Source organism: Kribbella sp. NPDC006257, from assembly GCF_040613535.1.
Taxonomy (GTDB): Bacteria; Actinomycetota; Actinomycetes; order Propionibacteriales; family Kribbellaceae; genus Kribbella.
The window spans coordinates 1-23485 of the sequence record NZ_JBEXSJ010000018.1 but is presented as its reverse complement, the minus strand read 5'-3'; the positions used below and the strand labels follow the sequence as shown (position 1 = coordinate 23485).

24 protein-coding genes and 1 riboswitch are annotated in these 23485 nt (G+C 68.2%); of the genes, 19 read left to right on the top strand and 5 right to left on the bottom strand.

Annotation, left to right across the window (positions count from 1 at the left end):
* Window positions 1-36: 36 nt before the first annotated feature.
* Both ABZ004_RS22110 and ABZ004_RS22105 read right to left on the bottom strand, forming a co-directional pair.
* Complete coding sequence (locus tag ABZ004_RS22110) at window positions 37-1584, bottom strand: serine hydrolase (RefSeq protein WP_355682226.1); 1548 nt, start codon at window positions 1582-1584, stop codon at window positions 37-39.
* A 46-nt stretch (window positions 1585-1630) separates the two neighbouring features.
* Window positions 1631-2161, bottom strand: a complete 531-nt coding sequence (locus tag ABZ004_RS22105; RefSeq protein ID WP_355682224.1) for a helix-turn-helix domain-containing protein — start codon at window positions 2159-2161, stop codon at window positions 1631-1633.
* A 55-nt stretch (window positions 2162-2216) separates the two neighbouring features.
* Here ABZ004_RS22105 and def point away from each other — a divergent pair, with 55 nt between their 5' ends.
* The 3 genes from def (at window position 2217) to ABZ004_RS22090 (ending at window position 5041) form a co-directional block, all read left to right on the top strand.
* Entirely contained in the window at window positions 2217-2840 is a 624-nt protein-coding gene (def, locus tag ABZ004_RS22100) for a peptide deformylase (RefSeq protein ID WP_355682223.1), read from the top strand.
* Window positions 2841-3109: 269 nt separating this feature from the next.
* Window positions 3110-4093, top strand: coding sequence for a crosslink repair DNA glycosylase YcaQ family protein (locus ABZ004_RS22095; protein ID WP_355682221.1), 984 nt, complete (start codon window positions 3110-3112; stop codon window positions 4091-4093).
* Between the two features lie 81 nt (window positions 4094-4174).
* Window positions 4175-5041, top strand: coding sequence for a hypothetical protein (locus ABZ004_RS22090; RefSeq protein ID WP_355682219.1), 867 nt, complete (start codon window positions 4175-4177; stop codon window positions 5039-5041).
* A gap of 4 nt (window positions 5042-5045) precedes the next feature.
* On the opposite strand, the gene ABZ004_RS22085 is transcribed toward ABZ004_RS22090, so the two are convergent.
* The gene (locus ABZ004_RS22085) at window positions 5046-6245 is read right to left on the bottom strand and encodes a DUF6596 domain-containing protein (RefSeq protein WP_355682217.1); all 1200 of its coding nucleotides are present in this window, start codon (window positions 6243-6245) and stop codon (window positions 5046-5048) included.
* Window positions 6245-6613 (bottom strand): YciI family protein, encoded by a 369-nt coding sequence (locus tag ABZ004_RS22080; protein ID WP_355682216.1) that lies wholly within the window; start codon window positions 6611-6613, stop codon window positions 6245-6247. The genes ABZ004_RS22085 and ABZ004_RS22080 overlap by 1 nt, the downstream gene beginning before the upstream one ends.
* A 144-nt stretch (window positions 6614-6757) precedes the next feature.
* Between ABZ004_RS22080 and ABZ004_RS22075 the strand changes: the two genes are divergently transcribed.
* The 16 genes from ABZ004_RS22075 (at window position 6758) to ABZ004_RS22000 (ending at window position 23298) form a co-directional block, all read left to right on the top strand.
* Entirely contained in the window at window positions 6758-7357 is a 600-nt protein-coding gene (locus ABZ004_RS22075) for a CDP-alcohol phosphatidyltransferase family protein (RefSeq protein WP_355682214.1), read from the top strand.
* Window positions 7354-8196, top strand: a complete 843-nt coding sequence (locus ABZ004_RS22070) for a DUF881 domain-containing protein (RefSeq protein ID WP_355682212.1) — start codon at window positions 7354-7356, stop codon at window positions 8194-8196. Before ABZ004_RS22075 ends, ABZ004_RS22070 begins: the two co-directional genes overlap by 4 nt.
* The gene (locus ABZ004_RS22065; protein ID WP_112241039.1) at window positions 8193-8525 is read left to right on the top strand and encodes a small basic family protein; all 333 of its coding nucleotides are present in this window, start codon (window positions 8193-8195) and stop codon (window positions 8523-8525) included. The genes ABZ004_RS22070 and ABZ004_RS22065 overlap by 4 nt, the downstream gene beginning before the upstream one ends.
* A 1-nt stretch (window position 8526) precedes the next feature.
* A complete protein-coding gene (locus ABZ004_RS22060) occupies window positions 8527-9333 on the top strand; it encodes a DUF881 domain-containing protein (protein WP_355682210.1) in 807 nt (268 codons plus the stop codon).
* A gap of 32 nt (window positions 9334-9365) precedes the next feature.
* A complete protein-coding gene (gene gcvH / locus ABZ004_RS22055) occupies window positions 9366-9746 on the top strand; it encodes a glycine cleavage system protein GcvH (RefSeq protein ID WP_355682208.1) in 381 nt (126 codons plus the stop codon).
* Between the two features lie 133 nt (window positions 9747-9879).
* Window positions 9880-10401, top strand: coding sequence for an FHA domain-containing protein (locus ABZ004_RS22050; protein ID WP_355682206.1), 522 nt, complete (start codon window positions 9880-9882; stop codon window positions 10399-10401).
* Window positions 10388-11071, top strand: a complete 684-nt coding sequence (locus tag ABZ004_RS22045; RefSeq protein WP_355682204.1) for a MerR family transcriptional regulator — start codon at window positions 10388-10390, stop codon at window positions 11069-11071. Before ABZ004_RS22050 ends, ABZ004_RS22045 begins: the two co-directional genes overlap by 14 nt.
* A gap of 37 nt (window positions 11072-11108) precedes the next feature.
* A complete protein-coding gene (locus ABZ004_RS22040) occupies window positions 11109-11600 on the top strand; it encodes a bifunctional nuclease family protein (protein WP_133976560.1) in 492 nt (163 codons plus the stop codon).
* A 1402-nt stretch (window positions 11601-13002) separates the two neighbouring features.
* Window positions 13003-13506, top strand: coding sequence for a MerR family transcriptional regulator (locus ABZ004_RS22035; RefSeq protein ID WP_355682462.1), 504 nt, complete (start codon window positions 13003-13005; stop codon window positions 13504-13506).
* A 21-nt stretch (window positions 13507-13527) separates the two neighbouring features.
* Window positions 13528-13623: riboswitch (glycine riboswitch) on the top strand.
* Window positions 13624-13694: 71 nt separating this feature from the next.
* Window positions 13695-16547: an aminomethyl-transferring glycine dehydrogenase gene (gene gcvP / locus ABZ004_RS22030; protein ID WP_355682202.1), complete on the top strand. Its 2853-nt coding sequence runs from the start codon at window positions 13695-13697 to the stop codon at window positions 16545-16547.
* Between the two features lie 161 nt (window positions 16548-16708).
* Entirely contained in the window at window positions 16709-16855 is a 147-nt protein-coding gene (locus ABZ004_RS22025) for a hypothetical protein (RefSeq protein WP_355682200.1), read from the top strand.
* A gap of 13 nt (window positions 16856-16868) precedes the next feature.
* Entirely contained in the window at window positions 16869-17033 is a 165-nt protein-coding gene (locus tag ABZ004_RS22020; protein WP_355682198.1) for a hypothetical protein, read from the top strand.
* Between the two features lie 14 nt (window positions 17034-17047).
* Window positions 17048-17188 carry a hypothetical protein gene (locus tag ABZ004_RS22015; protein WP_355682197.1) on the top strand — a complete coding sequence of 47 codons (141 nt, stop codon included), beginning with the start codon at window positions 17048-17050 and terminating at the stop codon, window positions 17186-17188.
* Window positions 17175-18425, top strand: coding sequence for a lanthionine synthetase C family protein (locus tag ABZ004_RS22010; protein WP_355682195.1), 1251 nt, complete (start codon window positions 17175-17177; stop codon window positions 18423-18425). Before ABZ004_RS22015 ends, ABZ004_RS22010 begins: the two co-directional genes overlap by 14 nt.
* Before the next feature lie 11 nt (window positions 18426-18436).
* Window positions 18437-21382 (top strand): lantibiotic dehydratase, encoded by a 2946-nt coding sequence (locus ABZ004_RS22005; protein ID WP_355682193.1) that lies wholly within the window; start codon window positions 18437-18439, stop codon window positions 21380-21382.
* Complete coding sequence (locus tag ABZ004_RS22000; protein WP_355682191.1) at window positions 21379-23298, top strand: ABC transporter ATP-binding protein; 1920 nt, start codon at window positions 21379-21381, stop codon at window positions 23296-23298. Before ABZ004_RS22005 ends, ABZ004_RS22000 begins: the two co-directional genes overlap by 4 nt.
* On the opposite strand, the gene ABZ004_RS21995 is transcribed toward ABZ004_RS22000, so the two are convergent.
* Window positions 23246-23485 (bottom strand): LuxR C-terminal-related transcriptional regulator (locus ABZ004_RS21995; RefSeq protein WP_355682189.1); only part of this gene is annotated, 240 nt, incomplete at its 5' end. The genes ABZ004_RS22000 and ABZ004_RS21995 overlap by 53 nt on opposite strands.

The following is a 23485-nucleotide window of genomic DNA, read 5'->3' as shown; positions in this document are numbered from 1 at the left end:
CAAAGTCGTTGCCTCAGGCATCCAGGGCCGAATCGCCTAGGCGACGGTTGGCCGGGTCATCAGGGGTGACCGTAGGTGCAGGGTGAGGTCGGGGCCGGTCAGTGGCACGGTGCACCACGTTGCGGTGGCCGTTCCTGTGGTGGCATCGATGGCCACGCGGACTCGGTGCGGGGTGGTGATGACGTAGAGGTCGGCAATGAATTTGTTGTCCTGCCAGGCGCCATTCGCGACGGCGGGGCGGCCGAGGGGCGAACTCTCACGCCATTCGCCGTAGCCCACGTCGAGGGTGAGGTCGGCCCCGAGCTGTAGGTGCCACCCGTCGTGCGCGGAGTCGCCGGCGATGGGCTCGAGGGCCACAGGGGTGCCATCAGGGAGCACGGAATTGTCGGCGGAGGCGTCGAGGGTGGCCTTGACGGGGAGGGCTGGCGCGGCGGATGGAGTGGCGTCGGCCGGGTCGGTGGGCGTGGCGGGGTCGGCGACCGCGGGGCTGTGGGCGACCGCGAGGGTGGGCGCGGCTGAGTCGGTTGGGGTGGGGGCGCCTGGGGTCAGCGGGATGGCGAGGTGGTGGAGGCGGGTGGTGAGGAGGTGGTCGTCTTCGGGGGTGTCGGGGTGGTCCAGGCCGGGGAGGAGGAAGTCCCAGAAGGCGCCGGGGATGGGTTGGCGTTCGTCCAGGGCTGAGGTCACGACGATGACGAGGTCGTGGTCGGGGACTACCAGGCATTGCTGGCCGAAGGCGCCGTTGGCGAAGAAGCCGTGGCGCGAGCGCCAGAACTGATAGCCGTATCCGCACAGGAAGTCAGGAGCGGCCCAGGCGTCGTCGAGTTGCAGGGTTTCGATGTGCCGGCTGGTGGCGAGTTCGATCCATTCGCGCGGGATCAGCTGGCGGTCGCCCCAGACACCACCGCGGAGCAGTAGCTGGCCGAAGGCGGCGACAGCCTCGGTCCTGAGGTGCAGCCCGTGGAATCCGAAGGCGGCACCGCTTCCGACCCGGTCCCATTCGGCGCCTTCGATGCCCATCGGCTGGAAGAGCCGCTCGTCGAGGAATTCCGGAAGACCGCGGCCGGTAACCCTTTCCACCATCCGGGCCAGGATGAATGTGGTCGCGTTGTCGTAGGTGTGCCGGGTTCCCTCGGGTTCGCTGAACGGTACCCGCAGGAAGCCTTTCACCAGGTCGTCCGGTTCGAGTTGCCATGCGTCTTCGAGGCTGTCCGTAGCGTGCCCGACGGTCATGGAGAGCAGGTGATGCACGGTGAGACGGCGTCCCTGCTCCGAGATGTCGGCCGGAACATGGTCAGGCAGTACGTCGACCACCCGGTCGTCCAGCGAGAGCAGTCCGTCGGCGATCGTGAGCCCTACGGCGATCGAGGTGAACGATTTGGTCATGGAGTAGAGAAGGTGCGGGCGGTCCGCGGAGTACGGCGCCCACCAGCCTTCGGCGACGACGTGACCGTGGCGTACGACCATGATCGAGTGAATCTCGACAGACTCCGCCTCGAGCCAGTCCAGCAAACTGACGATCGCCCGGGACGACACCCCCGATGCAGCCGGTGTCGAACGAGGCAGCAGCGCACGCTGAGCAGACATCCACAAAACGTAACAACCCCTGCAATCCATTTACGGCACGAGCAGCTCAGCCACGAAGAGGAAAGGCGCGAATGATCACGGCCGTCGGGGTCGAGGTCGTGCTCGAGCCCGGGGGTGTGCTTGGGGTAGGCGAGGGATGGGTTCTGGCGAAGTCGCGGAGCGTGCGTTGGAGGCGGGCGTGCAGTTCGGAGAGGTCACCTTCGGTCAGAGAGAGGACCTCGCTGAAGGCGAAGTCCTCATCTTCGGAGTCTCGGGTGGTCAGCCAGGTGGCGTAGGCGACATCTTCCAGTTCCCTGTTGAGCGTTGCTTGCGAGGTCGAGACCCGGCGCCAGGGCTTTCCACGGCCGGGGATCTCCGGGACCGGTTCGATCAACCCGTAGTGCTCGAGCCGGCGGAGGTGGAAGGAACAAGCTCCCGTGCTCTCGCCGAGCTCCCGCGCCGCGATGGTTGAGGTGGTCGTTCCATCCCGATCGATCAGTGTGAGTAAGGCGTCGCGCAGCGGATGTCCATGAACGGCCTCGCGTCGACCGGATACTCCGGGCTGGTCGGAGTTGGCCTGGTCTGGGTGGTCGCGCATGGGGATGAGCATAGCCGGACTTTGCAAAGAGTGGCTTTGCAAATACATTCTCTGCGTGACTACGTTTGTTCTGGGGCGCCCCAGTCCGCCGGTGGCCGAGGTGTCCGAGCAGGTTCTTCGCGGAATGCCCCGGAGGATTACTGAGTACGGCGAAGAGATTCTGCACAGGCCGTGCCGGGCGGTGGAGGAGTTCGGGGCTGCGCGGTGGGCCGGGCTGATCGACGACATGTTCACCACGATGTGGATTGCCGAAGGATGCGGTCTGGCGGCGAACCAGGTTGATGTCGATGCCCGGCTGTTCGTCTATGACCTGATCGATGAGTACGGCGATCGGCATCTGGGACATGTGTTCAACCCGCGGATCCAACTGCTGTCCGGGCTGGCGGGGGAGCAGGATGGTAGTGAGGGATGTCTGTCGGTTCCGGGCGCCAACGAGCAGTTGGTCCGTCCGGCTCGGGTGAACCTGCACGGGTCCGATCTAGAGGGTGCGCCGGTCGCGCTCCAGGCGTCCGGGTACTTCGCTCGCTGCTTGGTGCACGAGACGCAGCACCTGGACGGGACCCTGTATGTCGACCATCTTGATCCGTCGGCGAGAGATCACGCGCTGGCAGTCTCGGCCTCGCGGCGGAGCGCCGTTCTCGCCCGCCGAACGGCCCGACAACACGAACTCGGCAAGTAGGCAGCCAAACAACACCCAGCTCGGGAGTAGGCCTGTTCAGCTGCTGGCGAGTTGGTGGTGGATGAGGGCGGCAACCTTGGTGGGGTGACTGAGGTGGGGGGAGTGGCTGGTATCCCAGGTTTGTGAGGTCGAGCAGCGGGCGGCGAAGCGAGTGGCTAGCAGGGCAGGAAGGGCTAGGTCGTTGCTGCCGCTCAGGTAGGTCGCCGACATCGAGTAGCTAGTCGGCGAGCAGGACGAGGCCGGTCATGCCGGAGGCTACGCTCGGGGCGATGAGTCTGCAGGTGAATTACGAGCAAGCGGTTCAGTATCGGATGGGCGTCAATCGTCTGCTCGAACGCCTGCCGGCGGGTTCCTACCTTGAGGCAGCGCGCTTCGGGTTGCAGGACACGGCGCCTCGGGATGCGTTGCTCGGGATGCATGCGCGGGTTGAGGACTGCGAGCCGGATGCTTGGGCGCATCCTGGTCTGATCCAGACGTACGGGCCTCGCGGCGCGGTTTATGTTCTGCCTGAAGGTGACCTGGGGATCTTCACGGTCGGGCGGTTGCCGTTGGACGAGGACAGGCGGCGCGAGATCGAGAAGGTCGCCGACGAGGTCAGCCGGTACCTTGGTGGCGAGGAACGCCGTGGCGGACATCCAGACCTCCGTACTGCGTGCGCAAGCGGTCGGCTGATCCTGCGTTGGACGACTAGTGCCCTGTATGCCCGGGAAGTCCCGCGACCTGAGGTCGACTTCGCAGAAGCGCATCGGGAACTCTGCCGGCGCCATGTCGAGGCGTTCGGGCCGACGACCCCGGAAGCCTTCGCCTGGTGGAGCGCGCTGTCGCCAGGAGATGCCCGCGCGGTGTGGAATCAAATTTCCGGTGAGCTTCTCCAAGTCGACCTCGAAGGACGCCCGGCCTGGATCCTCGCCCGCAACGAGCCCGCACTTCGCAGTACGGAGGCTGCCTTCCGTAGTACGAAACCTGGGGTTCGGTTGTTGGTGGCGTCGGATTTGCGGGTCTTTGGACAGGACAAGTACGGGTTGTTCGTCGGGCCTGGTGTGAAGCGGCGACCGTCGCGGTACGACACGTTCCACCCGAATGGAGTGGTCGTCCACGGTGAGATGGTCGGCGCCTGGGGCCGACGTGGTGGGCGGGTCGATGTACGACTCGGTACGCCGCTGTCCGCCGAAGCCAAGGCAGCCGTGACAGCGGAAGCACTCTCGATGCCGATCCCAGGGCAAGCACTTTCGGTCGAGATCACCGAGCCCTGACCGCAACCTGCCAGCTCAACGAATCTGACCCGCTGAGGGGGTGATGATCAGAAAACTGATCGGCTGGGGGAGAGGGAGCAAATGGGCGTCGTTGTACGGGATCTGGTGCCAGCGTTTCTGGAGTTCTGGGCCAAGGCAGTGCAGGAGCCGGAGCGGCAGCTGGAATTGTGGGACGAGTACGTCGCCGCCAGTCCCGACGTGCTGAACGACGCCGAGCGCAACGGAATCACCGTTGATCCACAGCAGGTGCTGGCCGGCTACGGCGGGCGGGAAGACCTGATCCGGGCGAACGCGCCCAGAGCCACCGAATGGATCACCTCGGCGTTCGACCTGGTCGCCCCGGCGCTAGCAGCAGCGGACGTCGAGCTTCACGCTGTCGCCATGGTGGGACTCGGTACGTCGAACGGCTGGGTCAGCGTGGTGGACGGGAGCTACACCTTGTTCCTCGCGGTCGAGCAGATCGCCGACCTCGACGGAGCGCGCATCCTGGCGGCGCACGAGCTCGCCCATGCACTCCAGTTGCCGCTACCTGAGCGACCCTGGCCGGAGGACGGCACGCTGGGAGAGACCGTGTACGCCGAAGGCTTTGCGACGGCGCTCACTCTCGAATTGTTACCGCAGTACGGACTCGCGGAGCACCTCTGGTTCGGGACCGGGTACGAGAACTGGCTCGCCGAAGCCGAACGGGCGCTGCCCGAGGCGACCGCCGGGATCCTCGCCGAGCTGGAGTCCGCGGAGCACGACGTACTCAGGCGCTATCTGCAGTTCATCAAGGACGGCGACCTGCCGACCCGGATCGGTTACCTGGTCGGCACCCGCGCGGTCCAGCGGCTCCGCGAGACCTACACCTGGCCGGAGCTAGCCCGATGGAGCACGACAAGGGCAACCGACGAACTGCGCGCGGTTCTTGACCAGAAAAGTGATCAAGGCGCCACTCGCGACGGATAGTTTCCTAGCCCGAAGCCCGGGACTCCAGATAGCGCTGTTCGGGAAGGCTGAGCGTGAGCCGGGCCGCCAGCCGATAGGCCTCCCGCGCCGCTTCCTTCTCACCGGCCAGTTCCAGCAGATGAGCCCGTACTGCGGCCAGCCGGTGATGGGATGCCAACGCGGGATCGGCTGCCGTCAACTGCTCGAGTCCCACCTGCGGACCGTGCACCATGGCGACGGCCACGATCCTGTTCAAACTGACCATCGGACCGGGTGCGAGCGTCTCCAGCAACTCGTAGAGCACCAGGATCTGCCGCCAGTCGGTGTCCTCGGCCCGGGCCGCCTCGTCGTGCACCGCGGCGATGGCGGCCTGGAGCTGATAAGGACCGACAGGTGCCGTACGCAACGTTCTGCTGATCAACTCGGTGCCCTCGGCAACTGCCTCGGCATTCCACAGTCGCCGGTCCTGCGAAGGCAACGGAACCAGCAACCCGTCCGGCGAGACCCGGGCCGGCCGACGCGCATCCGTCAGCAGCATCAAGGCGAGCAACCCCGCGACCTCGCCCTCCGCAGGAAGCCGCTCGAACAGCTGCCGCGTCAGCCGGATCGCCTCGGCGCTCAGCTCGACCCGATGCAGCGATTCGCCGGAGCTCGCGGTGTAGCCCTCGTTGAAGATCAGATAGAGCACATGCAGTACTGCGGCCAGCCGGTCGGGCAGTTCCTCGGACGACGGCATCCGGAACTCGGCACCACTCGAGGACGCCTTGATCTTCGCCTTCGCCCGACTGATCCGCTGCCCGATCGTCGACTCCGGGACGAGAAAGGCGCGCGCGATCTCACCGGTCGTAAGACCACCGACAGCTCGTAACGTCAGCGCGATCTGCGAAGGGGCAGTGAGCGCCGGGTGGCAACAGAGGAACAGCAGCGTCAAGGTGTCATCGACATCGGAGGCCGTTGAGACCGGCTCCATCAAGGCAACAGTTTCTTCGCGACGCAGCCGCGCCGCTTCGCTCCGGAGCATCTCGATCCGCCGCCGCGAGGCCACGGTGATCAGCCAGCCACGCGGGTTCTCGGGCAACCCGTCGGCCGGCCATTGCTGCGACGCCGCTAGCAGGGCTTCCTGTACGGCGTCCTCGCACGTGTCGAACCCGCCGTACCGGCGTACCAGCGGACCGAGGATCTGCGGGGCCAGTTCGCGCAACAGGGATTCGAGGTCGGCGGTCATCAGAGCAGTGAACTCAGGTCCCGGATCGGGCGTACCTCGACGATGCTGAACTCCGCCTCGGGGATCTGCGGCACGATTTCGATCGCCCGTTCCATGCTGTCGCAGTCGACCAGGTAGAAGCCGGCCAGCTGCTCCTTCACCTCCGCGAACGGCCCGTCGGTGGTCATCACGTTGCCGTTCCGCACCAGCACCTGCTTGGTCGCGGCCGGATCACCGAGCGAGTCCGAGGCAAGTAGTTCGCCGCTGGCGGTCAGCGCCTCATGCAGCCCGGCGTACCCACTCATCGCCTCCCGCTGCTGTTCCTCACTCATCCCGTCCCATACCTGCCGGGACTCGGGATTGCCGTAGATCAGAATCAGGAACTTCATCGCACCCCTCCCTCGTCGCCACCACCATAGAACCGGCCCAGGTCTCGATCGGGTTTCTCCGGAGTGGCCCGGGCAGAAGCTGGTGGAGGGCCCAAGTACAGTAACGACCGGGACAGGGGCGATGGAGAGTAGAGGGAGGGTCGCGTGCCGGACTTGGAAGTGTCCGACCGGGTACTGACGATCCCGAACGCACTCAGCTTCGCGCGGTTGCTGGGCGTGCCACTCTTTCTCTGGCTGATTCTCGGCCCGAAGGAGGACGGCTGGGCGTTGCTCGTGCTGGCCATCTCCGGTTTCACCGACTGGGCCGACGGCCAGATCGCCCGCCGGATGAACCAGACCACGCGGCTCGGGCAGATGCTCGACCCGGTCGCCGACCGGCTCTACATCTTCGCGACCGTGCTCGGCCTGGCGTTGCGCGACATCATCCCGTGGTGGCTGGCGATCGCGCTGCCGTTGCGGGACCTGCTGCTGACATTCACCTTGCCGGCCCTGCATCGCCGCGGCTTCAACGCACTGCCCGTGCACTTCCTGGGCAAGTCCGCGACTTTCTGCCTCCTGTATGCGTTCCCACTGCTCTTGCTGGGCGACGGTGACAGCACGCTGAACCTGCTGGCCCGCGTCTTCGGCTGGGCCTTCGCAATCTGGGGTACGGCGCTGTACTACTGGGCCGGCGCCTTGTACTTCGCGCAGCTGCGTCACCTCATTCAGACGGTGAAGCCGATCAGCGGGTCGGCCGGGTCGTGACTCAGTCCCCACCCGAACAGCAGCAAACTCCACAGCGTCGGGTCGACGCGTCGATGTCGCTGCTGAACAACCTGATGGCGCACCCGCTCGACGAAGGGTACGCCGTCGCCGCGCGCACCAGGCAGACCCAGCGGAACAGGTCGCGGCACCGCATCATCCTGGTGATCGCTCTCGCCGTACTGGGTGTTCTGCTCGGTACGGCGGCATCACAGAACTACCGCAGTGCGCCCGAGGCGGAGAAGCAGCGCAAGGAACTGATCACCCGGATCAACCAGGCCGACACGCGACTGACCGCTCTCCGGGGCCAGCAGACCAAGCTTGCGGACGAAGTACGGGGCCTGCAGGCGGGTGGACTGAGCAACACCAGTTCGGGTGCCGCGTTGCAGAAGCAGTTGGATGCTCTGGAGTTGCAGGCCGGTGCGACTGCGTTGACCGGGCCCGGGTTGAAGGCTGTCGTCGACGACGCGAAGGACGCCAACGACAAAGAGGGCCGGCTGCTCGACGTCGACCTGCAGCAGCTGGTGAACGGCTTGTGGACCGCGGGTGCCGAGGCGATCTCGGTCAACGGGCACCGGCTTACCTCGCTGACCGCGATCCGGGGCGCCGGCAGCGCGATCACCGTCGGCTACAGCTCGCTGACCCCGCCGTACACGGTGCTCGCGATCGGTGAGACGGCGAAGATGCCGGCCCGGTTCGCGCAGAGCTCCGGCGGCCAGTGGGTGCAGTACCTGGTCAGCAATTTCCATGTCCGGATGACCATCACGACGGAGGATTCCTTGCTGGTGCCAGCCGATACGACCATCGCGCTGCGGTACGCGAAGGTGAGTGGACCGAAATGATCGCCGTCCTCGGTCTGGTGATCGGCGTGGTGGTCGGCCTGATCGTCGCGCCCGACGTCCCGGAGTGGGCGCAGCCCTATCTGCCGATCGCCGTGGTGGCCGCGCTGGACGCGGTGTTCGGCGCCCTGCGGGCGTTCCTGGACGGGATCTTCGACGACAAGGTGTTCGTCGTCTCGTTCATCTCCAACGTGCTGATCGCGGCGCTGATCGTCTACCTCGGCGACCAGCTCGGCGTCGGCTCCCAGCTGTCGACCGGTGTGGTCGTCGTCCTCGGGATCCGGATCTTCACCAACATGGCCGCGATCCGGCGGCACGTCTTCCGGGCCTGAGATGAGTAGCGAAGAGCCCAAGCCGCCGGCCGCGCCGCTGCCGGAGAAGCCGACGCCGATGCCGAAGACGAAGCTGCCGAACCTGGCGCTGCGCCGGTTGCGGGCCGGCTTCAAGCCGTCCCGCGGCCAGGCGATCGTCGCCGTCGTGCTGGCCCTGGTGGCCTGTATGGCGGTCGTCCAGGTCCGGGTGAACCGGGCCGACGACGGCTACCAGAACGCCCGCCGCGAGGACCTGATCGCGATCCTGGACGGGCTGGGGCAGAACACCCGCCGGCTGGAGAGCGAGATCACCGAACTGGAGGCGCGCAAGAACAGCCTGGCCTCCAGCGCCGACAAGGCGCAGACCGCCCGAGAGCAGGCCGAGCAGCAGGTGCGCGTGCTCGGCATCCTGGCCGGCACGATGCGGGCCCAGGGACCGGGTGTCCGGATCACTCTCAACGACCCGGACGGCAAGATGCAGTCGAGCAACCTGCTCGACGCGATCGAGGAACTGCGCGACGCCGGTGCGGAGGCGATCCAGATCAACGGGTCGGTCCGGGTGGTCGCGAGTACCGATCTGACCGACGACGCCCCGGGCGTCAAGGTCGACGGGGAGAAGGTCAGCTCGCCGTACGTGATCGAGGCGATCGGCGAGTCGCACAACCTGGCCGAGGCAGCCAACTTCCCCGGCGGTCTGGTCAGTGAGGTGACCGGCCCGCAGATCGGCGGGACCGCGGAGGTGACCGAGCTGCCCCTGGTCCAGATCACCGCCTTGCACGCCGCCGACGAGCATCGTTACGCTCGCCCGGCGCCCAGCCCTACCAAGTGACTTTCCCCACCCTTGAGCGAAAGAGGACGAAGGTGTACCCCGAAGACCTGAAGTACACGGCCGAACACGAATGGGTGAAGGCCGGCGAAGGCCCGGTGCGGGTCGGCATCACCGACTTCGCGCAGGACGCCCTGGGCGACATCGTGTACGTGCAGCTGCCCGAGGTCGGCACCGCGGTGCGGGCCGGCGACTCCTGCGGTGAGCTGGAGTCCACCAAGAGCGTGAGCGACCTGTTCGCCCCCGTGAACGGCACCGTGCGGGCCGTCAACGAGGCGCTGGCCGACCAGCCCGACCTGGTCAACACCGACCCGTACGGCGAGGGCTGGCTGCTCGACATCGAGGTCGACGACGACGAAGAGGTGGCGGCCCTGATGGACGCCGACACCTACCAGGGACAGCTCGACCAGAGCTGATAGGTTGTCCGGACCTCAACCGCTGGTCGAGGGTTGAGGTCACCGGCCGCGCTCGCTTGAGCCGGTCGGTCACACTTGTCATACGGGGTCTACTAGACGTCGCCGGACCACCGGCGATCGGGAGGATCACAGCATGCCGTTCTGCAACCAGTGCGGGCACGAGAACTCCGAGGGCAGCCGGTTCTGCTCGCAGTGCGGAACGATGCTCCCTGGCGCGGACCGGCCGGTGCCTGCTCCCGGTGTGACCGACACCGCGATGCTGACCCCGTTCAGCATCGAGCCGGAGACCGAGCGGTTCGAGCAGGGCGAGCAGCTGTCGCCCGACGACGAGGCCGCGGTCGGCGCACTGCCGGCCGGCTCCGCACTGCTGATCGTGCAGCGCGGGCCGAACGCGGGCAGCCGGTTCCTGCTCGACGTCGACGTGGTGACGGCCGGCCGGCACCCCGACAGCGACATCTTCCTCGACGACGTCACCGTCTCCCGCCGGCACGCGGAGTTCCGCCGCGACCCGCTGGGCGTCAAGGTGCGCGACGTCGGCAGCCTGAACGGCACCTACGTCAACCGCGACCGGATCGACGAGGTCCAGCTGTCGAACGGCGACGAGGTACAGATCGGCAAGTACCGCCTGGTGTACTACGCCAGTGGCCAAGCCTGATCCGTCGGCTGGTGGCAGCAGCATCGGTGAGGTGCTGCGAATCCTGCAGGCCGAGTTCGCCGACGTCACCATCTCCAAACTCCGCTTCCTCGAAGCCGAGGGGCTGGTGGCGCCGGCCCGGACGGCGTCCGGGTACCGCAAGTTCAGCGCGGCCGACATCGAGCGGCTGCGCTACGTGCTGAGCGCGCAACGCGACCAGTACCTGCCGTTGCGGGTGATCAAGGAACACCTCGGCGCGATGGATCGCGGGCTACGGCCGGCGATCGGCGGACCGCCGGTGGCGCCGTCGGATCTGCCCGGTCCGCCGGAATTGCCCGGCGCCGAGGAGTTCGGTGTCTACGGCACCGAGTTGAAGCTGACCCGCGAGGAGCTGCGGGTTGCCGCGGGCATCAGCCCGGAGCTGCTCGACGAGTTGGAGAGCCACCACCTGGTGGTGGCCCGGGGCAACCACTACGACGGCGACGCGATCCTGGTCGCGAAGACGGCCGCCGAGTTCGCGCAGTACGGGATCGAGCCGCGGCATCTACGGCCGTTCCGTACGGCGGCCGATCGCGAGGTCGGCCTGATCGAACAGGTGATGAGTCACCGGCGCGACGACAAGACCCAGGAGCTGGCGGCGCTCGCTGTCCGGTTGCACGCGGCCCTGGTTCGGTCCCGGCTCACCCGGTAGGGCAGCCCGGGCCTTCCCCGCAGAGTAGGCTTGTGTTGTGCGCGAAGTCGACGTGGTCGGAGTACGGGTGGAGATGCCCTCGAGTCAGCCGATCGTGCTGCTCCGGGAGGTCGGCGGCGAGCGGTACCTGCCGATCTGGATCGGCGCGGCCGAGGCGAGTGCGATCGCCTTCGCCCAGCAGGGGATGGAGCCGCCGAGGCCGCTGACCCACGATCTGTTCGCGGAGACGATCCGGGTGCTCGGGCACACCCTCAGCCAGGTCCGGATCGTGAACCTGACCGACGGCGTCTTCGAGGCGATCATCGTCTTCGACGACAAGACCGAGATCTCGGCCCGGCCGTCGGACTCGATCGCGCTGGCGCTGCGGACCGGTACGCCGGTGTTCTGCACCGAGGAGATCCTCGCCGAGGCGGGCATCCCGGTCCCCGACAGCGAGACCGATGACGACGAGGTCGTCGAGGAAGAGGAAGTGGAACGCTTCCGCGAATTCCTCGACCACGTCACCCCCGAAGACTTCGACAAGAGCTGACCCCCGGCCGGACGGCCGCTCCGTTCCGCCGGGCAGTCCCTCGGTACGGCGGAGTTCCGCCGGGTTCCGAGGAGTTCCACGGAGTTCCGCGGAGGTGAGCCTGGTTCCGCGACGCTCGGCGCAGGCCCGCCTGGTTCGTGGTGTGGCCGGCGGTGGGCCGGCGTGATTCGGCTCGCCGGAGGTTGGCCTGGTGGGCGGTGTCCGCAGCACCCCAACCCCACCTCACCCGAGCCCAGCCTGCAAAGACGTGCACGACCCGACCCGCATCCAGCCCGAAGGTGCTCCTGGTGGGCGGTCTCCGCTGCGGGATTGTGCTAGTCGTGCCGGTGGGTATCAAGGGCGCCTTCGGCGTCCCTGCGGGATCTTCGACCCTTGACACCCACCGTCTCGACCAGGGAAAGACGCAGCTACGCGAATCCCGCCAGACGTGTGAGCCAGGGCGCGTTGATCGCTGAGGTGGGGCCGCGGGTTGGTGGGGGGCGCTGGGGTGTTGATCGCCAAGGTGTGCCGGGGGGTTGCTGGTGGCTCGGGGTGCTGGTCGCCGGGTGGGCCGGTTGGGGGCGGTTGAAGGGTGGGGGAAGCCCGTCGGAGTGGAGGGAGCTGTACCGACGGACATGAGGTGTCGGTGCTGGGCGGGAAGGGGCACGCTCAAGTGGGGCTGGGTGGGGCCGGTTTTGGGGGATACATCATGTCGGTCGGTACGCCGATGTCGGCGGTTGCGCGCGAACCCGTCCCGTTCGCTGCGTCCCGGACACTCCCGGATACTCCCGGACACTCGGCGGTCGGTCTCGCCGCCAACTCGTCCGTCGGGCAGGCCGGAGCGTGTGCTTACCTCCTCCTGTGCTGGTTCCCCCATTGCTAGAGCAGTGGGGGAACCACGCCGGGAGGAGGTAAGCACGCTGTTGGTGCACCCCGAGCGACCCGGGGGAACTTGGTCGGTGGCGGTGGCGGTGGTGGCGGTCGGCGGGGTCGGTGGTGCGGAGGCGTTCCCGGGAGGCGGCCGAATGTGGCCGGGTTGCCGGGGCCGGATGCAGGGGTGGCGCAGGGGGCGGTGTGAGGTGGTGGGGCGGGGGGTTGGTGGTGTGGTGGGGTGGTTACGGTGGGTGAGGTTGTGGGGGGTGGTACAAGGGCGGGGAGGTAACGATTCGAGTTGGGGGCGCGACACGCTCTCGGCTCGGAGCGGTTGTCGTTGACCGGTCCTGAGCGACGGCTTACCTTGAAGGAGTCGTGGAGTGTTGTAACTCCACGGATGTGATCCGTTCCAGTCGGTACCCAGGGAGGCTCAGGCGTGACACGCACCGGCGACACTGATCTGACGGCGCAGTCGACGTCCGAAGCACACGCCGAGGCGGCGGTCAGCGCCGGCGTCCAGGGTCTGCTCTTCGAGGACGACCTCAAGCCGATGCCGGACGACGTCGGCTTCCGCGGCCCGACCGCCTGTGCCGCGGCCGGGATCACCTACCGGCAGCTGGACTACTGGGCGCGGACCGGGCTGGTCTCGCCGTCCGTGCGCCCGGCCACCGGCTCCGGCACGCAACGGCTCTACGGTTTCCGCGACGTGCTGTTGCTGAAGGTGATCAAGCGGCTGCTCGACGCCGGCATCTCACTGCAGCAGATCCGCAGCGCCATCGCCCATCTGAGCAAGCGTGGCATCGATGACCTGACCCAGATCACGCTGATGAGCGATGGTGCCTCGGTGTACATGTGCACCTCGCCGGACGAGGTCATCGACCTGCTGGCCGGCGGCCAGGGGGTCTTCGGGATCGCCCTCGGTGGGGTCTGGCGTGAGGTCGAGGGCTCGCTGTCCGAGCTGCCGACCGAGCGGCTCGACGCGCACTCCGACGACGCCGACGGCCACGCGAACGACGAGCTCGCTGCCCGTCGCCGCGCCCGGATGACCGGCTGAGGTAGGCTCGACCCCAGCCGTACACAGCACTCGGGAGAGTCCCGGGCCTCACCGCCCGGGCGCCGAAGGGGCAATTCCTCCCCGGAACCTCTCAGGCCCATGGACCGAGTGCCTTAGGCGACTCTGAAGCGTGCGCTGCGTGACAGAGGGGGAGGCCACCGGCAATTGTCAGCAACGGAGCCTCTTCAATGACTGAACAATCCCTTCCGCAGGTGTCGGCGACGTTCGCCGACCGGCACATCGGGCCGCGTCCGGACGAGGTCGCCCGGATGGTGCAGGCCCTCGGGTACGCCGATGTCGACGCGCTCGTGGACGCCGCCGTCCCCGCGTCGATCCGGACCACCGAGCCGCTCCGGCTGCCCGAGCCGGCCTCCGAGGTGGACGCGCTGACCGAGCTGCGCCAGCTCGCCGCGCGCAACAACGTGGCGACCTCGATGATCGGACAGGGGTACTACGGCACCTTCACCCCGTCGGTGATCGTCCGCCGGCTGGTCGAGAACCCGGCCTGGTACACCGCCTACACGCCGTACCAGCCGGAGATCTCGCAGGGCCGGCTCGAGGCACTGCTGAACTTCCAGACCGTGGTCTCCGACCTGACCGGCCTGCCGACCGCGAACGCGTCGCTGCTGGACGAGGGCACCGCGGCCGCCGAGGCGATGACGCTGGCGCACCGGTCGAACCGCAAGAGCAAGAGCAACCGCTTCCTGGTCGACGCCGACACGTTCGCGCAGACGATCGCGGTCGTCCAGACCCGCGCCGAGGCGCTCGACATCGAGGTCGTCGTCGCCGACACCACCGACGGGTTGCCGGAGGGCGACTTCTTCGGCTTCCTCGTGCAGTACCCGGGTTCGGGCGGCGTCGTACGGGATCTCAAGCCGTTGATCGAGGCAGCGCACGCTCGCGAGACGCTGGTCGCGGTCGCATCCGATCTGCTGGCACTGACGCTGCTCGGAGCGCCGGGGGAGGCCGGGGCGGACATCGTCGTCGGGTCGTCGCAGCGCTTCGGCGTCTCGCTCTTCTACGGCGGTCCGCACGCCGGCTTCATGTCGGTGCGGGCCGGCCTCGAGCGCTCGCTGCCCGGCCGGCTCGTCGGCGTCTCGGTCGACGCGGACGGCGCACCGGCGTACCGGCTTGCACTGCAGACGCGTGAGCAGCACATCCGTCGCGAGAAGGCGACGTCGAACATCTGTACCGCGCAGGTGCTGCTCGCCGTCGTCGCTTCCATGTACGCCGTGTATCACGGCCCCGAGGGCCTCAAGGCGATCGCCGAGCGCGTCCACACCCACGCCGACAGCCTCGCCGCGTCGCTCAGGGCCGGCGGCGTCGAGGTCGTGCACGACCAGTTCTTCGACACTGTCCTGGCGAGGGTTCCGGGGCGCGCGGCCGACGTCGTCGACGCCGCCCGGCAGACCGGGATCTGGCTGCGGCTCGTCGACGCGGACCACGTCGGCATCTCCTGCGACGAGAAGACCGACGCGACCGCCCTCGGCCGGGTGTGCCGCGCCTTCGGAGTCCAGTACGACGGAACACTGGCCGGCCCTGCTTGGCAGCAGGCCGTGGTCCGGACGAGCGACTACCTGACCCACCCGGTGTTCAACACGCACCGGTCGGAGACGGCGATGCTGCGATACCTGCGCAAGCTGTCCGACTACGACTACGCGCTCGACCGCGGGATGATCCCGCTCGGCTCCTGCACGATGAAGCTGAACGCGACCACCGAGATGGAAGCGGTCACCTGGCCGGAGTTCGCCGACATGCACCCGCTCGCGCCGATCGAGGACGCGGCCGGGTACGTGACGCTGATCGGTCAGCTCGAGCGCTGGCTGGCCGAGGTGACCGGCTACGCGAAGGTCTCGCTGCAGCCGAACGCGGGCAGCCAGGGTGAGCTCGCCGGTCTGCTCGCGATCCGTTCGTACCACCGGGCCCAGGGCAACGAGGACCGCAACGTCTGCCTGATCCCGTCCAGCGCGCACGGCACCAACGCCGCGTCCGCCGTGATGGCCGGGATGCGCGTGGTCGTTGTCAAGGGCAACGATGACGGAACGATCGACCTGGCGGACCTGCGGGCCAAGGCCGACGAGCACGCCGACAAGCTCGCGGCGATCATGATCACCTACCCGTCCACGCACGGCGTGTACGAGGAGAGCGTGACCGAGGTCTGCCAGATCGTCCACGACCACGGCGGCCAGGTGTACGTCGACGGCGCGAACCTGAACGCCCTGCTGGGTCTGGCGAAGCCGGGTGAGTTCGGCGGCGACGTCAGCCACCTGAACCTGCACAAGACGTTCTGCATCCCGCACGGTGGCGGCGGCCCCGGCGTCGGTCCGGTCGCGGTGGCGGCCCACCTGGCGCCGTACCTGCCGAACCACCCGCTGCTGGACCAGGCCGGTCCGGAGACCGGTGTGGGTCCGATCAGCGCCGCGCCGTTCGGTTCGGCCGGCGTGCTGGCGATCTCCTGGGCCTACATCCGGATGATGGGTGCCGAGGGCCTGACGGCTGCGACCAAGTCCGCGGTGCTGACGGCGAACTACGTCGCCAAGCGACTGGAGGGCGCGTTCCCGGTGCTCTACACCGGCGAGAACGGGCTGGTCGCGCACGAGTGCATCCTCGATCTGCGGCCGATGACGAAGGAGACCGGGATCACCGTCGACGACGTCGCGAAGCGGCTGATCGACTACGGCTTCCACGCGCCGACGATGTCGTTCCCGGTCGCGGGCACGCTGATGGTCGAGCCGACCGAATCCGAGGATCTCGGTGAGCTGGACCGCTTCTGCGACGCGATGATCGCGATCAAGCACGAGATCGACCGGGTCGCGGCGGGGGAGTGGCCGGCCGGCGACAACCCGCTGGTGAACGCGCCGCACACCGCGTCCTCGGTGATCAACGACAAGTGGGAGCACGCCTACACCCGCGAGGAGGCCGCCTTCCCGCAGTCGGTCGACCGCACCGCGAAGTACTGGCCGCCGGTACGCCGTATCGACGGCGCCTACGGCGACCGCAACCTGATCTGCTCCTGCCCGTCCCCGGAGGCCTTCGAGTAAGGCACCTTGCCCGTTTCACGAGGCCGTCTGCCGGTGTCCGGCAGGCGGCCTCTTCTTGTCCGGGTGGATTTCCCGGATCTTCCCGGTTGAGGTCCCTGTCGTCCTGATACCTGCCGACCGCAAGGTGGTGAGCAGGAACAGTCCAGCTATCAGGAGGAACAGTGTCCACAGCACTTCTCGACGACTTCGACCTCGACATCCGTCTCGCGGCGCTCGAAGCGAACGCCGTCCCCAAAGCCGTCACCGTGCACACGAGCCGGCCGTGGACGGACTCCCAGTGCTGTAGCGACGCCTGCTGCGACCAGTAGATCGGAGAACAGCGTGCCTACCGCAACCATCGACGACTTCGACCTCGACATCCGCCTCGAGGCGATCGACCCGCATCGGGTGTCCGCGCCGAAGATGGGCACCAGCAACCCGCATTCGGAACCGTGCTGCAGCGACTGGACCTGCCCGATCGACTGCAAGCCAACCGTCGATTGCTGATTGAGAGGAAGAACATGCTTACGGCAACTATTGATGAGTTCGAGCTTGATATTCGGCTGCAGGACGTACGTGCGGACGAACTGCGGGGGGAGAAGTATCCGCAGCCGACCATGCCCATCGTCTGCCACACCTCGACGTTCTGTGCCGACTTCTGACGTAGCCGGCGCCGGCTGGCAGCCGGTGCTGACCGGAGAGCTCGCTCGGTCCGCGACCGAGCGAGCTCTCGAGGTCGCGGCCCGGCTGCGCGGCCAGGAGGATGCCGAACCGGGACTCGACGGTTCCGCCGGCAAGGCCGTCCTGTTCGGCCAGTTGGACCGGATCGCCCCGGGCGAGGGGTGGGACCGGCACGCGCACGAGGCACTCGCGGCTGCCGTCCGCGGGATCGAGAGCACCGGGCGGAATCATCCTGGTCTGTTCATCGGGCATACCGGAGTCGCGGCCGCGGCCGCCTACCTGTCCCGGGAGGGCAGCCGGTACGGCGGTTTGCTGGCGACCCTGGACGCCCAGATCGCAGCAGTCGTGGCGGAGCAGTCCGACCGGTTCGTCGAGGAGCCGGCCCGCCGGCCGTTCGAGGCGTTCGACCTCATCTACGGACTCGCGGGCACGAACCGCTACCTCTTGGAGCGCGACCAGCCGCAGTTGGCCGGCCTGGTGGCGTTGTGCGACTCCGGCCCGGACGAGCCGAACTGGTTCACGCCGCCGGAGGCGATCCGCGCGGAGACCGCCATCGCCGAGTGGTACGACGGCGGCGTCTACAACTGTGGTCTCGCCCACGGCATCCCGGGCCCGTTGGCCGTCCTGGCGATCGCCTTCAGCCGCGGGTACGCCGTACCCAGGCAAGCAGAAGCGATCGCCCGAGTAGCCGAGTGGCTGATCGCCCAGCGGGCTGACGACGAGTGGGGCGTGAACTGGACGTCCTGCGTGACACCCGGCGGCCCGCCGGAGATCCCCGCCCACAGTGGATGGTGTTACGGAAGCCCCGGCGTGGCGTATTCGCTGTGGCTGGCCGGTACAGCGATCGACGATGCCAAGCTGCGCGACCTCTCGACCGAGGCGATGGCAGCGGTGTACCGCCGGCCGTGGCCGGTGCGGCAGATCGGGGACTCGCCCGGACTCTGTCACGGCGTCGCCGGGCTGCTGCAGATCACGCTCCGGTACGCGAATCAGACCGGCGAGCCCGCCTTCCTCGAGGCGGCCGGCGAGTTGACCGAGCGGCTGCTCGAGCTGTACCGGCCTGAGATCCCCACCGGCTACTACTCGCACAGCAAGTCGAACGGTTCGGTCCGCGAGCACCCCGGACTGCTGGATGGCGCGTCCGGCGTTGCGCTGGCGCTGCTGGCCGCAAGCACCCGGACCGAGCCGGTCTGGGATCACCTGTTGCTGTTGAGCTGAGGGGAAGCGGAATGTATCGGCCGTTGGACTGGGTCATGGTGCGTACGCCGTTGTTACCGGTCGAGGCCTTCCTGGATCCGCCGACGGCCACCGCGCCGGGCACCGAACTGCCGGCCGACTTGCGCATCCAGCGTGCGCTGGCCGTCGGCGCCGGCGACCTGTTCCGTGCGCTGGCCAAGCCACCGGCCGCTGAGAAGGCACGGCGCCGGATGCACAGCAGCTTGCTGCGCTATCTGATCCGGATGTCGACCCGGCCGACGCCGTACGGGACCTTCGCCGGCGTTGCGGTGGCGCACTGGGACACGACGACCAACTTGTCGATGACCGCCGAACCGGCACGGATCCGGACGCGTCCGGACATGGGCTGGCTGATCGAACTCGTCGCCGAGCTGGAGCAGCGTCCGGAGGTGCGCGCCGAGCTGCGCTGGTACACGAACCCGGCCGCCAGCCTGCATGCGGACCGGCTGTTCCTGACCGAGCGCGCCGTCCTGACCGATCCGGCCGAAGCTGCCCGGGGCGTGAACCTGCGCGCCACCCCGGTCGTGCGAGCTGCCCTCGCCGCCGCCCGCACCCCTGTTCCGTACGGCGAACTGCTCGGCGCACTCGCCGCCGACGGTGCACCACGGGACAAGGTCGCGGGTCTGCTGGAACAGCTCTGGGAACAGACCGTCCTGCTGACCGATCTGCGCCCACCGGTCACGATCGCCGACCCCGCCAGGTACGTCGCCCGGAAGCTGACCGAGATACCCGCCGCTCGCGCCGAGGCCGCCGCACTCACCGAGTTGCTGGACGACATCGCCGGATGGGATCAGCTGGACCTCGATCACGCGGCGGCGGAGTACCCGAAACTCGTTGCCAGGGCCAAGGGATTGCAGGACACCAGCACGCAGTTCCAGACCGACATGGCGATCCCGCTCGAGGGACGGATCACCCGTGAGGTGGCGGTGGAATCGGCCCGGCTGGCCGAGTTGCTCCTCCAGTTGTCGCCGTCCGCGGGCGTTGCGTCGTCCCTGGACGGGTACCGGAAGCTCTTCGAGGAGCGCTACGGGCGGGACCGCGAAGTGCCGCTGCTCGAGCTCCTCGACCCGGAGCTGGGCCTCGGGGTCCCGCAGCGGCCGGAGCGCCGCGAGCCGTCCGACCAGCAGAAGCTGCGGGACCGGACGCTGGTCGACCTCGCGATCGGCGCGATCAAGGACGGTCGATCAGTCGTGGAGCTGGACGAGGCGACCTTGGACAAGCTGACCCTCGCCCCTTCGCGACCGGCCGATTCGCTGGACCTGTCGGTCTTCGTGCTGGCCGGCTCCGCAGCGGACCTGGATGCCGGCGACTTCCGGCTCGTGGTCGGGCCGAACCTCGGTGGCGGCGCGGCCGGCCGGGTGCTCGGCCGGTTCGCCGATCTGGTCGGCACCGAGCCGCTGCGGGCGGCGGCTGATGCCGAGGCCACGGTGAATCCGGAGGTGCTGCGGGCCGAGGTGAGCTATCTCGCGCGTCAGGTGCGGGCGGCCAACGTCACCATCCGGCCCCTCGTCCGCGAACGCGAGATCGCCCTGACGACCACCCCCGGCGAGCACCAGCTGCCACCCGACGAGCTGGTCGTCGGCCTGAGCGACGGTCGCTTCGTCATTCGCTGTGCGGGTGATGGTCGTGAGGTCGTGCCCTGCGCCGGCCACATGCTGAACACTCTGAGTGCCCCGGAGATCGTCCGCTTCCTGGAGCAGGTCTACCACGACGGCCGGTTGGCGAACGTCGCGTTCAGCTGGGGGTCCGCGGCCGACTTCGCGTTCCTGCCGCGGGTGCAACGCGGCCGGTTGGTGTTGTCTCCCGCGATGTGGCGGCTGGAGCCGGCGGACCTCGTGGAGTTCCCGGCCTGGCGCGAGCGTTGGCAGGTTCCGCGGTATGTCTACCTGGCCGACAGGGACAACCGCTTGCTCCTGGACCTCGAAAATCCCATGCATGTCGATCAGCTGCGCGACCAGGTCCGGGAGCGAGCGCTGTTGCACGAGGCACTGCCGGCGCCTCGCGATGCCTGGCTGAGTGGGCCGGACGGGAGCTATCTCAGCGAGCTCGTCGTACCGCTGGTGCTCGATGAACCTGCACCGCAGCCGGCCCGGCGTGCTGTGCCGGTACGTCGTACCGACACAGTACGACGGCTCCGGCCGCCGGGCAGCGATTGGTTGTTCGCCAAGCTGTACCACCTGCCGGCGTACGAGGACGATCTGATCGCGCACGCGATCCGTGACTTCGGGGCGCAGGCCCGGGTTGATGGTACGGCGGACTCCTGGTTCTTCATGCGGTACGTCGATCCGGATCCGCATCTGCGGGTGCGCTGGCACGGGGACCCGGCAGTACTGACCGAGAAGCTGGCGCCGCGGTTGCTGAGTTGGGGTGCCGAGCTGGTCGGCGCCGGGTATTGCAAGCGCTTCGGACTCGACACCTACGACCAGGAGGTCGAGCGGTACGGCGGGCCGGCCGGGATGGAGCTGGCCGAGCGTCTCTTCCACGCCGACAGCGAATTGGTCGCGGACTTGCTGCAGGTGCGTCGCAGCCTCGACATGTCACTGCTCGGCGTTTACACGGTCGACGCCTTGCTGGCGGCGCTCGGGTTCGACGAGGTGGAGCGAGAGAGGGTCTGCCGCACCGGCGTACAGGATCGCAGGGCGACCGCACAGGAGTTCCGGGAGCAGCAGAACGCTCTGCGCGCCGTACTCGGTGACAAGTCCTGGCTGCCCGACCATGCACGGTCCACGGTGGCGGTGTGGTCCGACAGAATCGCGGCCATTGCGGGGGAGCTGGCGAAGGCCGAACTGAGCACTACCAGAGAAGACCTCGCGCAGAGCTTCGTTCACATGCATTGCAACCGGCTGCTCGGCTGTGGACATCCCCCGGAGCAACGGGTACGGGGGCTACTCGTCCGCGCCCGGGAGAGTCTGACCCGAGCGCCGTGGCGGGAGCAGTGACGCGGCCGCTGGTCGGCGTCGATGACGTGACCGCCCCTGACTGGCTGGTGATCAGCCAGCAGGCGGCAACAAGCGGGCTCCGTACGACGCTGCGCTCTCAGCCGGCGGCGATCGGGCTGGTCACCTCGCTGGCGTGGCGAGCATCTCGCCGGTTGACCCTGGCGGTTCTTCTGCTGCAGCTCGCTGCCGGGTGTGCGGCGGCGCTCGGCTTGCTGGCGACTGCTGATGTGCTGACCGAGCTGCTCGCGGGCGGACCCACTCCGGAGCGCCTCACCGCGTCGCTTCCGGCGGTCGCCCAGTTGGTCGTTCTGCTAGCCACCCGGGCGCTGCTCGAAGCCTTGAGTGGAGCTGCGCAGGCGGCATTGCGGCCGCGAGTCGAGCAGGCCGCTCAGCGCGAACTGCACCTGACAGTCGCCGAGGTAGCTCTGATCGCGTTCGAGGACAGCGAGTACGTCGACCTGTTGCGGCAGGGCAAGGAGCGCGGTGTCCGCAGCATCGAGACGAGTGTCCGGGTGATCGCAGACCTCGCGAAGGCGTTGATCCACCTGGTGGCCGCGGTGGTGACCGCCGGGTTGCTGCATCCGCTGCTGGCGCCGTTGGTGCTGCTCAGCGTCGTACCAGAAGTGTGGGCCTCTGCGCGGGCCGTGCGGTTGCAGTACGGCTCATTCCTGCGGATGGTGACGCGGCGCCGCCGGCAGACGATTGCCAGCGACCTGCTCACCAGCCGGTCGACCGCCGCCGAGATGCGTGCCTGTACTGCCGGACCTGCCTTGCTGACCGAGTATCTCCGGATCAGCTCGCAACTCACGGCCGAGGCGCAGCGGGTCGAGCTGGCCAAGTCGGGTGTTCAGCTCGCCGGCCGGGCGGTGGCCGGTCTCGGTACCGGCATCGGGTTCGCTGTGCTCGGCCTGCTGCTGTACGTCGGTGCGCTGCCGCTCGCGTTGGCGGGAACAGCGGTGATGGCGATGCGGCTCGCCGGGACGGCGTTGTCCACCACGATGGCCGGCGTCAGCCTGATCTACGAGAACTCGATGTACATCGATCTCTACACGACCCTCCTGAAGCAGACTCGTCACTACACTCTGCCGACTACCCGAGCTGCCGCGCCGCGCGACCCGCGCCGGATCACCCTGGAGGCGGTCAGTTTCAGCTATCCAGGTCAGTCCGAGCCGGCGCTGCACGACCTCGACCTAGTGATCCGCAAAGGCCAGACGGTGGCTCTCGTCGGCGAGAACGGTTCGGGCAAGAGCACGTTGGCCAAGCTGCTCACCGGCTTGTACGCCCCGACCGCAGGCCGGGTGTGCTGGAACGGCGTCGACCTCGCGACCGTCGATCCGCGAACTGTGCACGACCGGGTCGCCATCGTCGCGCAGGACCCGGCGCGCTGGCCGATGACGGCGTACGACAACGTCCGGATCGGCCGTCTCGATCGCGAATCTCCCGACGGCCTGCAGCGGGCCTTGGCGGGCTCCGGCGCCGACGCGGTGATCGAGGACCTCCCGGCCGGCGGGGACACGGTGCTGTCCCGGCAGTTCCGGACCGGGCGCGACCTGTCCGGCGGCCAGTGGCAGCGGATCGCCCTGGCGCGCGGCCTGTACCGGGACGCGCCGATCCTGGTCGCCGACGAGCCGACGGCAGCCATGGACGCGCGGGCCGAACAGGCGGCGTTCGCGTCGTTGCAGCGGCTCGGTTCCGGCGACCGTACGACGATCCTGATCACGCACCGGCTGGTCAACGTCCGGCATGCCGATCTCATCGTCGTCCTCGACCATGGCCGGATCGTCGAGCAAGGGAGTCACCACCAGTTGCTGGCGCGCGGCGGTGTCTATTCCACGTTGTACGAGCTGCAGGCCTCGGCGTACCTCAGCACAGGCCCCCGCGACGAGCCAGCCCAGCGGCTTCGGCCCGCGAACTGACCTGGAGTTTGCCGAAGATCGCGGACAGGTGATTGCTGATCGTCTTGGGTGCCAGCCCGAGCCGCCGCGCGATCGCCGGGTTCGGCATCCCCGTGGCGACCAGCTCCAGCACGTCGCGCTCGCGGCTGGTCAGCCCGGCGATCCGCGCGCCGTCCGGTACGACGCAGCCGACCAGCCCACCGAGCCG

Coding starts and splice junctions, on each gene's coding strand:
- ABZ004_RS22110 (WP_355682226.1), bottom strand. CDS start 1,584: ATGTCTGCTCAGCGTGCGCTGCTGCCTCGTTCGACACCGGCTGCATCG.
- ABZ004_RS22105 (WP_355682224.1), bottom strand. CDS start 2,161: ATGCGCGACCACCCAGACCAGGCCAACTCCGACCAGCCCGGAGTATCC.
- ABZ004_RS22095 (WP_355682221.1), top strand. CDS start 3,110: ATGAGTCTGCAGGTGAATTACGAGCAAGCGGTTCAGTATCGGATGGGC.
- ABZ004_RS22090 (WP_355682219.1), top strand. CDS start 4,175: ATGGGCGTCGTTGTACGGGATCTGGTGCCAGCGTTTCTGGAGTTCTGG.
- ABZ004_RS22085 (WP_355682217.1), bottom strand. CDS start 6,245: ATGACCGCCGACCTCGAATCCCTGTTGCGCGAACTGGCCCCGCAGATC.
- ABZ004_RS22080 (WP_355682216.1), bottom strand. CDS start 6,613: ATGAAGTTCCTGATTCTGATCTACGGCAATCCCGAGTCCCGGCAGGTA.
- ABZ004_RS22065 (WP_112241039.1), top strand. CDS start 8,193: ATGATCGCCGTCCTCGGTCTGGTGATCGGCGTGGTGGTCGGCCTGATC.
- ABZ004_RS22060 (WP_355682210.1), top strand. CDS start 8,527: ATGAGTAGCGAAGAGCCCAAGCCGCCGGCCGCGCCGCTGCCGGAGAAG.
- ABZ004_RS22050 (WP_355682206.1), top strand. CDS start 9,880: ATGCCGTTCTGCAACCAGTGCGGGCACGAGAACTCCGAGGGCAGCCGG.
- ABZ004_RS22035 (WP_355682462.1), top strand. CDS start 13,003: ATGCCGGACGACGTCGGCTTCCGCGGCCCGACCGCCTGTGCCGCGGCC.
- gcvP (WP_355682202.1), top strand. CDS start 13,695: ATGACTGAACAATCCCTTCCGCAGGTGTCGGCGACGTTCGCCGACCGG.
- ABZ004_RS22015 (WP_355682197.1), top strand. CDS start 17,048: ATGCTTACGGCAACTATTGATGAGTTCGAGCTTGATATTCGGCTGCAG.
- ABZ004_RS22005 (WP_355682193.1), top strand. CDS start 18,437: ATGTATCGGCCGTTGGACTGGGTCATGGTGCGTACGCCGTTGTTACCG.